The sequence below is a fragment of the Peribacillus sp. GL_122 genome (assembly GCF_057835005.1).
Map to the genome: position 1 here is coordinate 4,889,244 of NZ_CM174415.1, position 16,137 is coordinate 4,905,380.

Genomic DNA, 16,137 nt, shown 5'->3' on the forward strand with positions numbered 1-16,137 from the left:
ATCAATCAGTGAAAAGCCCTAATCAAAGTTGGTGAGCACTGAATAAGACCATGATTTTTTTAAGATAGTCTTTTTCTATAAATTTTTATTTCCGATAGTTTTCTGTTGTAATAAAGATTAATCAAAGGTTCCCCCTAAACTCACATATTAACGTAAATAAAAAAGAATCCATTTTGAAAAAAGATTGATCAAAATGGATTCTTTTCTTGTCAATTATTAAAAAGTTTTTATAAAATATTTTTATTATTTTTAGTGGTTCTTATTTCACTTAACGCACCCGTTAGTTTAAGTGTACTCACTCACAAACTTTAAATTTTCATTCTAAATCTTATGGCTTAATTACTTAAAGTACCATTTTAATGCATTCGTGTACAATATTTTTTCGGTAGCTTTTTCATCAAATAGACGCTAAATCAATTCAATGTCTGCATACAATAAGCAAAACAAAAACCCGAAATATAGACGCTCATGTTTGAGTGTCTGTATTTTCGAGTAGTCATCCCATTGAATGTGCTTTTTAATTCCGTTTATTTTTCTCTTTGTTCCGTTTTCCACCATAGGGAATCTTTTGGATTTTCAACAGCTTCTTGATAATCAGACTTAGAAGCAACTGTTGGGTAAGAACCTTTTAGGGATTTTCCTGAAGTACTTTTGAACCAGAATAATATCACTAAAAATCCAATAATACTCACGGCTGTTAGATAGAAACCAGGTGCTAAGTTATTCCCCGTTTGGTGAACTAGCCATGTGGAAACTAATGGGGTAGTTCCACCAAATATTGAAACTGAGACATTAAAGGTCACTGATAATGTCCGATATCGAATATCAGTATAGAACATGGTTGGTAACGATCCAGGCATTGTGCCTTCATAAATTGAAAGCAGAACACCTAGAATTAGAATACCTAACGAAATAAATACTAAAGCATTCAAGTTTATTAAATAAAAAGCAAGGGCAGATAATAGGGTTAATCCGCCTGTTCCGATTAAGAAAACAGTCTTATTTCCAATTTTATCACTGAGCTTTCCAAACATTAAAGTAAGTGGCACCATAATAATCATTAGAATCGTAATTAATAGGGTTCCTACTGTACTAGATAATCCAATAATCTCATCTAAATAAGAAGGCATGTATGATAATAGCATATAGCTTGTAATATTAAAGAATGCAACAGCTACAAAACATACAAGAATATCTTTTTTGTGATTTTTAAAAATAGATAGGAAGCTTTCCTCTTGGACTTCATCATCAGAAAGTTCATTTTCAAAAATCGGTGATTCCTCTAAACTTTTTCTTAAGTACAGCCCAATAAGCCCTAAAGGTAAGCCCAGTAGAAACGGTATTCTCCAACCCCATGAGGCCATCTGTTGATCAGATAGAGTGATAAAGAGTGTACTGGCAAGTATTGAAGCGAATATATAACCAATGAGCGTACCAATTTCCAATCCACTTCCAAGCATATTACGCTTATTGTCTGGAGAAGATTCTGCTATATAGACCATTGCACCAGCGTATTCGCCACCAGTTGAAAAACCCTGAATAATTCTAGCTATTAATAAGAGTATAGGTGCCCATATACCGATTTGATCATATGTAGGTAATAAACCGATTAGTAATGTTGAAAAAGCCATTAAAATAATCGTGGTTGTTAAAACGACTTTTCTTCCTAATTTATCTCCGATTTTACCAAATATGATACCGCCTACTGGGCGCATTAAAAAGGCAATCGCAAATGTTGCAAAGGTGAACACTAATTTTAGCTCATCATTCTCAACAGCACTAAAAAAGTTTTGACTAATGATAACAGCTAAATAGGAATATAAGCCAAAATCAAACCACTCCATAGCGTTTCCTACCCCTGTAGCAAACACACTTTTCTTCGCTTTTTGAATATCTACAAAGTTAATTTTTTTCTTGTTAAATTTCATTTTATCTTGTCATCTCCATGGGATACCATTATTCAAGAATGAGAAATAAAGTCAAACTGAGGCACAAGCAGATTTCGGGTGTTTTTTCAATTATATCCCAAATGAAATTTTGTCTTCTAATGGAAACAGTTCCAACAACATTAGACTAACTTCACCAGAAATCGAAAAGCCTTTGGACATTAATTATTTTGATACAAAAACAGAAAAATATTCATTTTTTTGCTTACAATAGCTCTTTTGGTTGGTAGGTCCCCTGCTTAGAGAAGAAAGCAGGGGAATAAAGAAATCTCTGATCCCGTAAGGGGTGTCTTTCTGCGCTTGCTTCCTTCTTGTGTCGTTATGTGAACTAAGGATGTATATGAGATACAATGAAACAGAGGTGAAAATTATGAACAAAGATCAAGCACTTTCCATACTTAAAAAATGCGCTCCTATGCCCGATGATAATGATTTAACTGAGGAAATGATAAATGAGTTTGCAAGTGCAATTGAGTATTTTGAGGAACATCCTCATATTAGTTAAACTGAACCTATTATGATGACCTTCAGTATAGATAATTGTTATGGAGTATATGATCATGCAATAGATGTGTTAAGAAATTTTACTAAAGATCAGGTAGTACCACATTTAGTCGAAGCAATTCAAAGTATGTATAGGTTAGTCGTCAAGGCTTTCAATTGACAACTGGGTACCCATCTCTTATAGCCCTAACTATGACTTCATAATCCGCCATGCCATGCTTTTATATCATATTTATCCAAATGCAGGACTATCTGGTATCGAGATGATCAAAAGCGACATAAAATAGGCTTTTCTCTTTTTTAACTAACCCGCCCCTTATAGTTCCATACAAAAAAGAGCTGCCGATGCAGCTCTCAATATTGAAATTAAGCACCCGCTCTTTAAATAGCGGACTATATTTAAGTATCATAATCAGGACAAAATCCCATCTAGTTTTTAGGTTTATCCAATCCTTCTTCTTTAATAATCCCTTCTAACGAGATTCCCCGTGGTAAATTAGGGTCTCCATCTGTACTAAACGTTTCACTGCAATGTGTATTTGTTACAGTAAAATAGGAGCTGGAGTACTCGTAGTCATCTATTTGTACACCTTCCGAACCTCCAAGATTAATGCAAGAATCATCAATTCTTTCTTTATTTCCTTCTTTATCAATATAAAAATATTGATTATTGATAATCCCTTCTCTTTCAGGAAGTGGGCTGAGTGTGTAACCTTTTTCATTAATTCGATAAATATCAAAGTCTTCACTTTTTTTAGGTCTTGGAGCATCCTTGATATTGTACACCACTCTAACTTCACCCTCATACCCTTTTGGAATGAGATAGAATTCATTTGTATGCTTTTCAAACAATTGACCCGAGACAGTCATTGACCCATATAATGCTAAAGAGAATAGGATAACAGTAGATAGCGTGTTCGTAATTATTACCTTGTTGGCCGGCTTTATCCCCCTGTTGTGTTTTCTCATTCTCTGCCATTCTTCTGATAAGAAGAAGAGAAAAGAGCAGATGACCGCATAAATTCCGAGTTCTCCTAAAAATATGGAGGGCAGAAAACCGAACAACAGGTAGAACAAGGATGCGAAAATAAATCGATTCTTTCCGATCTTCATTGTTACAAAATCCGAAAGAAAGGAAACGGGTGACCCGTAAACAACATTTCCTATGAAGGCATATACCATCGCGAATATAAAATAGATTGGCAAACCTGTTCGAAGTTCCAATAGGAGAAAGAATCCTCCGAAAATAATGCTGACAATCAAAACAGATTTAAGCTTTGTGAAAAGCATATCTTTCATTTTTATTCCCCTTTTGTTTTTTCATCTCTACATTCGTACAAAGAGCCTTAATCAAAGCCTTTGCAAACAATTTATAAAGGGATAAAGTCATATCCCCATTGGTGAAAACACTCGGTCAGCATATAGTACCCTGTCTCCTCATCTCGGTTGATCCACATTGCTGTCTACTTTCCATAACCGAAATGGGATATATCTAGAACACCCACTTTTACTTTTTTTACTTATGTACAGATGATAGTGGTTTTAAGCAATATCTTTATTGATCCACAAGAAAAAGAGCTGCCACAGCAACCCTGTTATTGATGTAAAACGCCCGTTAGCTTATAAATAATATTTATTGCTTGTCATCAGGTTCTTCCGTATTATCCATTGTTTTTTGGTTCTTACTAATATGATTAGCTATATATAAAAGTAAACCAAAACTCCCTCCAACAAGTACCCCGAAACCTGAACCAGCAGCTCCCCACTCCAAGGCGTAAAAAACTATCACACCGAGAAGAACATATGAAAAAACTGTATCAATCTTAATCAAATCCAACCTTCTCCTTTACTGCAATATAAATTCATTTCAAATGCATTAACCCATTGTTGAACTAACTTGCCTCATTAGCTGCTTAAGCACAATATTATAGAATATGTTTAAAGATTGAAGAAAAGCTCCTGTTAGTTTAATTTTCCTGAAAATCACTACTGTATTAAATGACCTTAAAGTAATGTAACCAGACAAAGATAAATGGGATGGAGAGATAATAAATGTTTATTAAGCATCCTAAAGTCATTACGTACTTTATGAATCTTTTCTTAATAAGAATGGATAAAAATAGCCCAATAACCGGTAATAGAATAACTGCTATTTGTATCGTTATATTAACAAAATTGTGCATCCCCCAAGGACTAACATTCAACATCCCCTTACTATGGATGAACAAAAAAGTTCCTGATAATATCCAAATCAAACTAGTAATAAATATATATATTACATTTCTCATCTTTATCTCCCTTTACAGAGTCCCCAGTCTTCTTAGTAAAACTTTAACACATAATTCCATTTATTTGGTTACATATTACCTGAATTATCCTTCCCCTTTAACTCCACAAAAAAAAAGGCTGCCGCAGCAACCCCTTTTATTGAAGCTCAGTGTCTAATCAATTCATTTTTCCAATGCCATATTAACAGTATCAACGGCATGGATTGCGGCCGTATCAAATAATGGCACTTCTGAATCCTCTGGTTTTACCAGTAATCCAATTTCGGTGCAGCCTAATATTATTCCTTCCGCTCCTTCATCCACTAACCCCTTGATAATCTTTTTGTAATGATCTCTTGATGATTGTTTGATTTCCCCTAAACATAATTCTTCATAAATTACTTTATTGATCACTTTTCTATCCTCGTCATTTGGTATCAAAACCTTGATACCATTAGACTCAATTCGTGTTTTATAAAAGTCTTGCTCCATCGTATATTTAGTGCCAAGTAAACCAACCGTACTGATTTTGGACTTTTTAATTTGTTTTGCGGTTGAATCAGCAATGTGTAAAATCGGTAAACTGACTTTTTCTTCAATATATCCAACCACTTTATGCATCGTATTTGTACAGATCACAATCATTTCGGCACCTGCCTTTTCCAATGACAGAGCTACATCGCCTAATAATTTACCGGAACTTTCCCAATCTCCGTCAGCTTGATAGCGTTCGATCTCTTCAAAATCCACGCTATATAAAATGCACTTGGCTGAATGCAATCCTCCCAATTTGGCTTTTACTTCCTCATTAATGAGTCGATAATATTCCAGCGACGATTCCCAGCTCATTCCGCCAATAGTTTTCACAAAGATTCCCCTTTTCATAGTTTAATTTAGTCGAAAAACTCCATATGAGCTTTTTCTTGTTTATAGTAATCTATTCTGTTTTGTAAAGTACCTGTATGAAACTCGAACTTATGACCATCTGGATCAGAGAAATAAATGGACTTCTTATCTTTTTCATCTCTTGGACGTCCTGACAGGATGTTTACATTCAATTCCTTTAGTTTCTCGTACATGTTCATAAAGTCAGCTTCTTCTATGGAAAATGCTATATGTGTGTATGATTGGCTTATTTCATTACGGGGTATATCCTTTTCTGCATTCAGGGCAAGCCACATTCCATTCAAATCAAAATAGGCAGTGTTTATCCCTTTAACTAACAATTTTGCATCAAAAACATTTCGATAAAACTCAATGGATCTCTCTAAATTAGAAACTGAAAATAAAAAGTGATTCAAACCTTTTATAGACACTCTACCACCTCATATTAAGGTTGCTTTTTTTTTGCCATTAGACGCTTATAAAGAGGATACCCGAACATGTAATACCCTGAAAATGACAGCAGGATTAAGGATAAACCGGTCATTGTGAGGATACTGTATCTATACCAATCACCAAAGAAGGTTCCATCATGCAAAGTGATGAGGAACGTCGAGTAATCTGGATTTGTGGATAACACTTTTCCCGTACTCACATCTATTTGAACATTTTGACCATTATTAAAGCGAACCTGGTACACATTTGCACTTGGTCTATATTCAATTCTAAATATATCTTCAACCGAGTCTGCACCTGGAAGATCCTGAGACGTAGCAATGGACACGACCTTCTCCATAGGTATCGCTTGATCTGGACCCGCCTCTTTCCCCGTCCTTAACTCATCAGCCACTCCGAGTGGTAACATATAAACAAGCACGAGGCCTGTGACTGCGATGAACATAAAAAAAACGGATAAAACCAATCCAGTCCATTTATGTATTTTTCGGCTTAATTGATACAACTTTACAGATTTCGACAATGTTCCATCACATCCTTTGACTATTTTTCAAAACAGTAATATTCATACAATTATAAATTTTTCTTCATAACCACCCGATCTTCATTTACAATATAATCATTTTTCAGATAAAATGCTTCTGCAAGCCCGTCATTAGCAGTTAATAAATATAGACTTTTAATCTCTCTTTTCTGCAGTTCATCTTCTAAAGATTGAAGCATCTTTGAGCCATGCCCTTTACCTTGCATTTCATTATTTACACAAAGTTCTGCCAAATAAAAAGTTAAACCTTGATAAGACACCTTACTATTTCCAGCAACAAAACCAACAGCATTGTGATCAACCTGAAATAAAAAGCCAAGAAATTTAGGCGTATGCAATAAGTCGGAAAGTCTCTCTTTAGCCGTTTCATATGTCCAACTTTCATTCCATGGTTCACGATTAAACACGTTCATGTAGAGTTCAATACATTGCTCCAAATTCTCCGATGTCAGTGGCAGCATTTCTATCATATTCATGCTTCCTTTCTATTTTCATTAAAATTTTGTATATTAATCCAAATTATATCTTATCTTATGTGAACTAACCTGTTTCTATAGGACCATAAAAGAAGATCTGCCTAAGCAGAAGAAAATCACCTACAATACCAGACAACTATTATGGAGGAGAAAACAATGAACAGATTGGAAAATTATGAGGTTCTGAATCAACTGAAATACATTGATGGCATTACCATTATCGATAATAAAGGGACAATCTTATTTACAATCAAATTTAATCCGCGATTTCACTCTGAAACTCTCGAACGGGAGGAAATATTAGGAGAAAGCTTATTTTCTGTATTTCCTACGTTGAATGAAAAATCGAGCACATTATTAAATGCCCTGAAAACAGGTCGCCCTATTTTTAAAGGCAAGCAAGAAATTGTTGATTTTATGGGACGGAAAATTGAAACCACAAATATTTCTTTACCAATCAGGGCCCATGGGAAAATTATTGGAGCAATTGAATTGTCGAAAGAAAGAAGTAAAGAAGATTCAACTCCTAATAATGTAATCGAAATCAATTCAGAAATGTTTAAAGGCGATAAACGATTACTGGAAAATATTCGGCCGGAACGGGCCAAATATACACTAAAAGATATTATTACTGATAACGAGGAAATGAAGAATTTAAAGCGTTTAACCGAAAAAATCGCTAAAGGAAGCTCACCCGTCTTTATATATGGTGAAACAGGAACAGGAAAAGAATTATTTGCCCAATCACTGCATAATGCCAGCACTCGTGCAGAAAAGCCTTTCATTGCGCAAAACTGTGCAGCCATTCCGGAAGCCTTAATTGAAAGTATTCTGTTCGGTACAATAAAAGGAAGTTTTACAGGAGCAGAAAATAATCCAGGTTTATTTGAAATAGCGGAAGGAGGAACCATTTTCCTGGATGAGATCAACTCGATGCCCATTCATCTCCAGTCCAAGTTATTAAGAGTACTGCAGGACGGATATATTCGAAGATTAGGAGATAGAAATATTAGAAAGGTTGATGTGCGTATAATCACGGCGTCCAATAAACGCCCTGAAGATTGTGTAAAGGATAAAGATATGCGGCTTGATTTATATTACAGATTATGTGTAATGACGCTCAATATTCCGCCATTACGTGAACGGAAAAATGATATTAAGCCTTTATTGGATTTTTTCATCTCTAAATATAATGTGCTGCTTCACAAAAATATTACCAACGTATCCAAAGAAGTATATGACTTTCTCTTGAGGTACAACTGGCCAGGGAATGTACGGGAATTGGAACATATTGTTGAATTTGCGATCAATCAAATAGATGAATGGGAAGATACACTTCAAATGAAAGATATTGAAGAGCGTGTGAAAAATTTCATTAGACATTGTGAAGAAGAGTTTCAGATTGAACCATTAAAAGATGCTGTTGCCAGATTAGAAAAGAACATGATCGAAAAAGCAATCCATGAAACCAAAAACAACGTATCGCAAGCAGCTAAATTACTCGAAATACCAAGACAGACTTTGCAAAATAAGATCCGATTGTACGAAATAGTGCCCAAAAGCTAACAATGGACAAATAAACGATGTAGAAAGTGCCCAAAATATAACATCCATTGCTTAAATATTAACAATTCAATCATTTTCACTATCTGAAATCGACATTATCATAATGCGAAACTCTTATTTTCCTGCATAAAACAGCGGAAAATGATGAGATCTCTTGGCATACTTCTTGCTTAGTTTACAGATGTAACAAAAAGCATTTCCTCTCTATAAAAAACTGGGAAGAAGGGGTATTGTATGAAAATTGGTATGCCGAGGGAAATCAAGGCTGGAGAAGATCGCGTTGTATTTACACCAATAGAAACTGCTGAGTTAGTCGGAGATGGGCATTGCGTGTTGATCGAGACAGAAGCTGGTTTGAAGGCCGGCTTCACTGATGAGGAGTATGTGGAGGCAGGCGCCCAAATCAGTCCGACCATGGACGAAATATATAAGGAAGCCGACTTTATTGTGAAAGTTAAAGAAATTTCACCCGAAGAATATGAGCTGTTGAGGGAAAATCAATTGATCTTCGCCTGCCTCCATCCGGCTTCAAACAGAGAAGAAGTGGACGTATTAATGAAGAAAAAGGTTATTGCGCTTACGGCAGAGGATTCCCATAGATACGGTTCCCCGAATTGCGAAGTTGCAGGCAAATTAGGCGCTTTAATGGGAGCTTATCATTTGCTTAGTATTAATGGAGGAAACGGACAGCTTATATGCGGAGTCGGCGGCGCACCGGGAGCGAATGTCCTGGTCCTTGGTGCTGGAATCGTTGGAAAGGCAGCTACAGAAATTGTTTCCGCCTTAGGTGCTGACGTTACCTTAATGGACATCAATATAGGTGCATTAAGACATTGCCAAGAAATTTTCCCAAAAAATGTAAACACAATGATTTCCAATCAACAAAGCATCAAAAAAGTCCTTCAAGATATAGACTTAGTCATCAATTGTGTTAAATGGCCAAAACATAGAAAAGATCATTTAATTACTAGAGATATGTTAAAGATCATGAAAAAAGGTTCAGTGATTGTAGACATCAGTGCGGATGTAGGCGGGGCAATTGAAACCTATAAACCGACAACACATGCAGACCCTACTTATGTGTTAGACGGCGTAGTACATTTCGGAGTCGATAATATACCAGGAGCTGCACCACATACTGCCTCTAAAGCCTATGCTGCAGCCGTCCTGCCTCATATCAGGTCCATCGCGAACAACGGTGTAGCCGAGGCATGCAGGAGAGATGGATACTTAAGAAGAAGCTTAACCGTTTATAAAGGCATTCTTACACATGAAGAAACATGTGTCGTTCAAGGCAGGGAATTCACATTTCCGGAAGAAGCACTGGGTTTAAAGGATCGCAATGATCTCGATTTTGTACCTAATGCTACAACTACAAAATTACCGATGAAAATGAGTTAGCATATCAACCATTTAAAAAGAAAGAAGTGTTAAGGGGGGAGAAAAATCCATGAATGAAGTTGAAAAAAAGGTTTCACTCAAGGTGGCATTGCTGACTATTCTTGTATTGATAACGGTTTTATCAATCGGTAACGGCATTTTGAAACTGCCTACTGATATCGTATTTATTGTCGCAACGATCGCAATTTCCATCGTTCTATTAACACAGGGATTTAAAGGCAAGGAACTGCAAGAATATTTTGTTGATGGTTGCAAGAAATCATTGCTGGTCGTGTTGATTTTAATGAGTGTAGGTATGGTTATTGGTTCTTGGATTGTTTCGGGGATTGTTCCCTCCATTATTTTTTATGGACTAAAATTATTGTCTCCCACCGTGTTTTTAGTATCAGGCTTTCTGATATTATGTGTTACCTCCTTTTTTATCGGCAGCGCTTATGCATCAGCCGGAACACTCGGGGTTGCATTTATGGGCATTGGCTATGGAATGGGAATACCACCTGCATTAACGGCAGGTATGGTTGTATCGGGGGCCATATTTGGAAATAAAATCTCGCCATTTGCCGACACTACTAACTTGGCAGTGGCAGTTACGGGTGTTGAACTCACGAGCCATATTCGGTCCATGCTTTATTCCGTTCTCCCCATACTAGTCATCAGTACCATCTTGTATGGAATTCAGGGAATGAAGTTTTCCCATAATTCTTTGGATGTGACCAAAATAGATTTAATTACAGATACATTGTCTGAACACTTTGTAATCAGCCCCTTTTTGCTGCTTGTACCGGTTATAACGATTTTATTGGCTGCCAAGAAAGTTCCCCCATTAATTGCCTTATTAATATCAGCCTTAGGCGGGGTGATTGCTGCTGCTTTAATTCAAACAAATTATGATATAAACACCATTTTCACCGCACTATCTAAAGGATTCCAAATACAAACCGGTGTCGAACAAGTCGACAACTTACTTAATAGAGGCGGTATAGCAAGCATGATGCCGACTGTTACTCTATCTATTTTAATTCTCGGTTTTGGAGAAATATTACAAAGAACAGGGATTGTAAGTGCTATTCTAGGCAGCATTAAGAATGCGATCAAAAGTGCACGAAGTCTTGTTTTAACAACCTTATTCTCAGGATTAGTGACAGATATGCTTACAGCAAGCCAGTATATGTCCATAATATTGCCTGGTCAAATGTTTAAATCCGCTTATAAAAAACATAACGTATCGCTAACCGTCCTTTCCAGAACATTAGAAGATGGCGGAACCATGTTTTCCTATCTCGTTCCTTGGTCGTTAACAGCCATTTATTTATCAGGGGTACTGGGAGTCTCGACTTTGGATTTTTTCCCTTATGCTTATCAAGCCGTCTTAACACCTATTCTTGCCATCATTTACGCACTAACAGGATTTGCAATCTTTAAAGAAAAAGGAAATGTGAACGAGGATAAAGAAAATCCGGAAGAAAAAACGTTCATGCAGAAAAAGATAAGCAATGAATAATAAACACTTTAGCTAACAGCCCCGCTATATAAGTTCTATGAAAAAAGGTCGACCAGTGATTTATACTGGCCGACCTTCGTTCATTAAGGATAGGATTTCATTGCCAGTCCCCGTAGTTTGATAACTGTTTCATGAATAAAACTCTATCTTGATTTAGTCCGTCATAGTCAGAGTGGACTGAAACACCATCAATTAATTTATCTCCCTCTTCCATTTCAAATCCCATCTTGAGATGATAGGCAATTGAGGATTTGTTGACAGGAGACGTTACACAACGGACAATAATGCGACCATTTTGATGAACGACATTAAAAAACTGATTGTATAAATGTCTTCCGATATCATTTTTTCTGTATTCAGGATGTACGCCAACAAAGTGAATATATGCCTCATCAGATTGAGATTGAGATAGAATCCCTATTAGGAAACCGACTATTTTCCCTTCCTTTTCGGCAATGAGACTTGTATTTGTAAAATGATCAAAGAATAATTTCGGTAACATATCAGACATTTGCCTTCCGCCCCACCACTCATTGATCAGTGGCGATATTGCATAATAATCAGACCCTTTCACTGAACGAATTTCCATCCTTCTCCCCCTTTAATGATGCAACTAATCTAATTTTATCATTAAGGTGAGTTTCACCTTATTAATTCTATAACTAACCTGGCCCGATAGTTCTGTAAGAATACATTATTTAACTAAGCTCAAATTCATTTAATATTTCCTCTGAACCATCTACTTTAATAGTCGTAATTTTTTCTTCCATTTAAGTTGCATAAAGAAAGAGCTGCCTTATAGACAGCTCTGATCTTAAGCTAACGCACCCGTTTTGTAAAAGCATATCACGGTTCAGTGCTGTCACCCTTCTTCATGTTAGAAGTCTTCATTCCACGTGATGTAGGAGGCAGTGGCCTTTGATTATCGCCTTCTCTTTTCAGATTAGTATTGGAGCTTAAAAATTCGGGTCTTTTTTTAAACGCCCACATTGGTCTCCTGAAGAATGTATCGCCTAGTCCTTCCGGATTAAGCGGAGCAAATGGTGACATATAAGGAACTCCGAAGGAACGCAGGCTGCATAAATGGACTAGGACGACAAAAAAGATTAAATTCATACCATAAAAACCCATTGCACCTGCGCAAATGATAAATACGAACCGCAGCAAGCGAGCAGCAGTTGCCATGGTATAGGAAGGGGTCGCAAAACTTGCAATGGCCGTAATCGATACCATGATGACCATTGCCGGTGAAACAATTCCAGCCTGAACTGCCGCCTGCCCAATCACCAGGGCACCAACAATGGACATAGTCGCCCCAATGGCTTTGGGCATCCTTAAGCTTGCTTCTCGTAAGAGTTCAAATGTTATTTCCATGATGAATGCTTCGATAACTGCCGGAAAAGGAACGGAATCCCGTTGTGCTGCAAGAATGACGAGCAGCTTTGTTGGAATCATTTCTTGATGATACGTTGTAGCTGCTACATAAACAGACGAGGCAATTAGCGAAATAAAGAAAATAAAAATACGTAAAAAACGTATAGCTGAGGCTATATCAAAGCGAGCATAGTAGTCCTCGACAGATTGAAAGAATTGAATAAATAACGCAGGCACCAACAAGACAAAAGGCGTTCCGTTAACAAAAATGGCTACCCTTCCTTCAAGGAGATTGCCAGCGACCTTATCAGGTCTTTCTGTATGATCAAGAGTAGGGAATGGGGTCATGACCTGATCTTCTATCAATTGTTCAATATATCCTGATTCAAGAATACTATCGATATTTATTCCTTTTAAGCGCTCTTTGACCTCTTCGACGATTCCTTTTTTTGCAATCCCATTTATATACATTATGGAAACATCCGTCTTTGTCACAGTGCCTATTTTCATCGACTCTATCCATAAATCCGGACTGTTAATGATGCGGCGTACCAGGGCTATGTTTGTTGCATTCGATTCAGTAAACCCTTCTCTTGACCCACGGACCACTGAATTTGTGCTTGGTTCCTGAACAGAACGCCTTTCTCCCCCTTTTGTACTGGCAACCAGGGCTATGTTTATGCCATCAACAAAAATGACGCTATCCCCTGATAATAATGACAAAAATAATTTTCCCCAGTCCGTGACGGGTTCTACACCGCCGAGTGAAACCACGTCTTTAGAGATCACTTCCAGCGCTTCATGTGGAAGTAACTTTTCTTTTAGATGAGGATTTTTCATGATGGATTCAATTAAAAAATCTGTAACACTTAGATTGTCTATCAGACCCTGTACATACAAAATAGACACCTTAATCTCAGGATTTTGACTAGTTTTCAACGTTCGTATAACGATATCCGGGCTGTTTCCTGTTTTTTGCTTCACGATATCCAGATTGGCTGTTATAGAGCTGTCAATATTTTGGGGTGTATTAATTATAGATTGATCTTTTTCTTTTTCGTCTATCTTTTGCTTCTTGCGTTTCTTCATTTGTCCTTTTTGTTTAAAAAAAGAAACCATAGCACCGGTCCTCTTTCAATCCTATTTCTTTTTATTCTGTCCCAAAAAATTGTTTTTTATGGATAACATCATTCCCAACAATATTATTAGATCTAATATTTAGGTATTCATTATGTAACTATCCTGCCCCGGTTCCATAAGAAAAAGCTGACTTAAAGACAGCTCCGATTTTTAGCTAACGCACGTTATGGCAATAAGAAAATCAGCTTACTAATAGAATTTAGAGATTTATTTCAAGCACCAGAAGTGGGATTTCGTAAAATATTCTCACCTTGTTTACGCTTTAGAAAAGGAATATCAAAAAAAGCAGCATATTTGCTGCCTTTAATTCAGGGTAGGTGAACTGTTTTAATATGATGAAGATTTAAATATACAGGTTCCTCCCTTGCCGTAATAAGTTCAACAAAATTATCTTCTAACTTATTAATTTGTCCAATTAAATTGGAATTTTCTCCTATATTAAAAATAATTAAGCTACCGATCAGTTTTTCCACTTGTACGTCAAAGGTTCTTGCCATTGAAAGTTTTGATGGATGTACAGGAAGATCCTTGTTACTTAAACCATAAGGAGTTTGATTGTCTGTGTATGGGATAATCCACTTTAAATGAAATAAAGGTATATACATAGTCTTATAAACTGGTGAATAGAATTCAAAGTAATTATTCATCACCCTTGTTATATAACCGTGTAAAGGCTGGTTACCAGTTACGTATATTTCCGTGAACATCCCTTTCGCGGATAAAAGAGTTTTTCGTAGTGATAATTCTTCCTCAGCTTCAATTCCAGGTGAGTCTACAGGAAGGTAAATTTCCTCGTTTTCCATAGTATTTACTTTGCAATTTTGAATATGATTTATTGGAAGATACACAAAATCCTGTCCATTAAAGATAACCACTACATCAATACCAGTATCAACCAGTGTACCGAAAAAATATTTTTTTCCGGAAATTTCTATTTTAATTGTTTCTCCTCTGAGCTTTTGTAAGATTTTATTCATAATCACCCCTCCTTCCTACTTTAATAACCAAGTGGTCCAAAAATACAGCGAGATTAAACTTACGATTAACCCAAAAGGAATTATCAAAAAGGTAACTCTAAGATACTTCCCCCAGGAGATATTGATGGAGTGTTTTTTCAATATATACATCCAAATTAATGTAGCCAGCGTTCCAACAGGCGTTAACAAAGCACCTATATCGCTTCCATTCACGTTAGCAAGATAAGCAATTTGTACAAGGTGAGGATCCAATCCCATCTCTGTTATCGACAAAGTCCCTATCATAACTTCAAGAAGATTATTGAATAAGTTGGATAGGATAGTTAATAATATGCCCATGATCATAGTTGCGTTGAATGGGCTGTCCATAATTAAGGGTTTTAAATTGCTGACTATATAATCATTCAAGCCAACATTCTTCAAACCATATACCAGCACGTACATATTGAAAACAAATAAAAGAACATGCCAGGGTGTTTTCTTTACAATATCGCTAAGACCAGTTTTGGTTTTATTCCATCTCAGAAATATCAAAAGGAACGCTCCCACCATACCGATCAATTCCAAGGGAACCCCAAATGGTGTAAGCGCGAAGAAGCTCGCCCGAGTTAAAATGACGATTGCAAAACTCATTTTAAACAACTTCCAATCATTTTCTTCGGATTGTTGTTTAACATCGAGTGGATGAGTTTGCACAAAGCGTGAAAAGGTTTTATCACATTTTACAGGTACACTGGGAATTTTACTTGGAAGGTCCTTCTTAAAATATAGATAAAGTAATAATCCGATTGTTAAAATCCCTATCATTGAAGGAACAAACATCAAATTGATATAACTATTAAGGCTCAGTCCTACAATTTTTAGTGCAATCAAATTGGAAATATTGCTTACTGCTATTGGGGCACTCGCTGCCGTTGCAATTAGAGCTCCTGATATTAGAAAGGGGATTTTTTGTTGAGGTTTAATCTTTAGTAACGTTACAATGTGAATAATGATAGGTGTTGTGATAAGGATACTTCCATCGTTATTGAAAAACATTGTCATGAAAAAACATAGGAGATTAGTATAGCCGAATAATCTAACCCCTGAACCCCCTTAGACCT

Annotated in this window: 15 protein-coding genes and 1 pseudogene; 4 read left to right on the forward strand and 12 right to left on the reverse strand. The window is 36.4% G+C overall.

Annotated features, from left to right (window positions below; all coding sequences use genetic code 11):
- Positions 1-339: 339 nt before the first annotated feature.
- Both AC3ISB_RS23690 and AC3ISB_RS23695 read right to left on the reverse strand, forming a co-directional pair.
- Positions 340-432, reverse strand: a pseudogene (locus AC3ISB_RS23690) (amidohydrolase family protein); the annotation flags it as partial.
- Between the two features lie 95 nt (positions 433-527).
- Positions 528-1,928, reverse strand: a complete 1,401-nt coding sequence (locus tag AC3ISB_RS23695; protein ID WP_489274635.1) for an MFS transporter — start codon at positions 1,926-1,928, stop codon at positions 528-530.
- A 388-nt stretch (positions 1,929-2,316) separates the two neighbouring features.
- Between AC3ISB_RS23695 and AC3ISB_RS23700 the strand changes: the two genes are divergently transcribed.
- A complete protein-coding gene (locus AC3ISB_RS23700) occupies positions 2,317-2,451 on the forward strand; it encodes a hypothetical protein (protein ID WP_489274636.1) in 135 nt (44 codons plus the stop codon).
- 428 nt (positions 2,452-2,879) lie between these two features.
- Here the strand turns inward: AC3ISB_RS23700 and AC3ISB_RS23705 are convergent, their stop codons facing one another.
- From AC3ISB_RS23705 to AC3ISB_RS23730, 6 genes are all read right to left on the reverse strand, one after another.
- Entirely contained in the window at positions 2,880-3,749 is an 870-nt protein-coding gene (locus AC3ISB_RS23705; protein WP_141993664.1) for a DUF6843 domain-containing protein, read from the reverse strand.
- Positions 3,750-4,083: 334 nt separating this feature from the next.
- Positions 4,084-4,281 carry a hypothetical protein gene (locus tag AC3ISB_RS23710; RefSeq protein WP_480340545.1) on the reverse strand — a complete coding sequence of 66 codons (198 nt, stop codon included), beginning with the start codon at positions 4,279-4,281 and terminating at the stop codon, positions 4,084-4,086.
- Between the two features lie 619 nt (positions 4,282-4,900).
- Entirely contained in the window at positions 4,901-5,584 is a 684-nt protein-coding gene (locus AC3ISB_RS23715) for an aspartate/glutamate racemase family protein (RefSeq protein ID WP_489274638.1), read from the reverse strand.
- Positions 5,585-5,610: 26 nt separating this feature from the next.
- Complete coding sequence (fosM, locus tag AC3ISB_RS23720; protein ID WP_489274640.1) at positions 5,611-6,033, reverse strand: FosM family fosfomycin resistance protein; 423 nt, start codon at positions 6,031-6,033, stop codon at positions 5,611-5,613.
- A gap of 14 nt (positions 6,034-6,047) precedes the next feature.
- On the reverse strand, positions 6,048-6,578 hold the full coding sequence (locus AC3ISB_RS23725) for a PepSY-associated TM helix domain-containing protein (RefSeq protein WP_098372114.1): 531 nt from the start codon (positions 6,576-6,578) through the stop codon (positions 6,048-6,050).
- 50 nt (positions 6,579-6,628) lie between these two features.
- The gene (locus AC3ISB_RS23730; protein ID WP_489274642.1) at positions 6,629-7,069 is read right to left on the reverse strand and encodes a GNAT family N-acetyltransferase; all 441 of its coding nucleotides are present in this window, start codon (positions 7,067-7,069) and stop codon (positions 6,629-6,631) included.
- 162 nt (positions 7,070-7,231) lie between these two features.
- Here AC3ISB_RS23730 and AC3ISB_RS23735 point away from each other — a divergent pair, with 162 nt between their 5' ends.
- The 3 genes from AC3ISB_RS23735 (at position 7,232) to nhaC (ending at position 11,543) form a co-directional block, all read left to right on the forward strand.
- A complete protein-coding gene (locus tag AC3ISB_RS23735) occupies positions 7,232-8,641 on the forward strand; it encodes a sigma-54 interaction domain-containing protein (protein WP_489274643.1) in 1,410 nt (469 codons plus the stop codon).
- Positions 8,642-8,875: 234 nt separating this feature from the next.
- Positions 8,876-10,042 carry an alanine dehydrogenase gene (locus AC3ISB_RS23740; protein WP_489274645.1) on the forward strand — a complete coding sequence of 389 codons (1,167 nt, stop codon included), beginning with the start codon at positions 8,876-8,878 and terminating at the stop codon, positions 10,040-10,042.
- 49 nt (positions 10,043-10,091) lie between these two features.
- Positions 10,092-11,543 (forward strand): Na+/H+ antiporter NhaC, encoded by a 1,452-nt coding sequence (gene nhaC, locus AC3ISB_RS23745; RefSeq protein ID WP_141993674.1) that lies wholly within the window; start codon positions 10,092-10,094, stop codon positions 11,541-11,543.
- A gap of 97 nt (positions 11,544-11,640) precedes the next feature.
- Here nhaC and AC3ISB_RS23750 read toward each other — a convergent pair whose 3' ends face one another.
- The 4 genes from AC3ISB_RS23750 to AC3ISB_RS23765 form a co-directional block, all read right to left on the reverse strand.
- On the reverse strand, positions 11,641-12,132 hold the full coding sequence (locus tag AC3ISB_RS23750) for a GNAT family N-acetyltransferase (protein WP_098372120.1): 492 nt from the start codon (positions 12,130-12,132) through the stop codon (positions 11,641-11,643).
- Between the two features lie 257 nt (positions 12,133-12,389).
- Positions 12,390-14,036, reverse strand: coding sequence for a spore germination protein (locus AC3ISB_RS23755; RefSeq protein ID WP_489274648.1), 1,647 nt, complete (start codon positions 14,034-14,036; stop codon positions 12,390-12,392).
- A 329-nt stretch (positions 14,037-14,365) separates the two neighbouring features.
- Positions 14,366-15,034 (reverse strand): DUF2642 domain-containing protein, encoded by a 669-nt coding sequence (locus tag AC3ISB_RS23760; RefSeq protein ID WP_489274649.1) that lies wholly within the window; start codon positions 15,032-15,034, stop codon positions 14,366-14,368.
- A gap of 15 nt (positions 15,035-15,049) precedes the next feature.
- A complete protein-coding gene (locus tag AC3ISB_RS23765; protein WP_489274651.1) occupies positions 15,050-16,072 on the reverse strand; it encodes an ArsB/NhaD family transporter in 1,023 nt (340 codons plus the stop codon).
- Positions 16,073-16,137 lie beyond the last annotated feature (65 nt).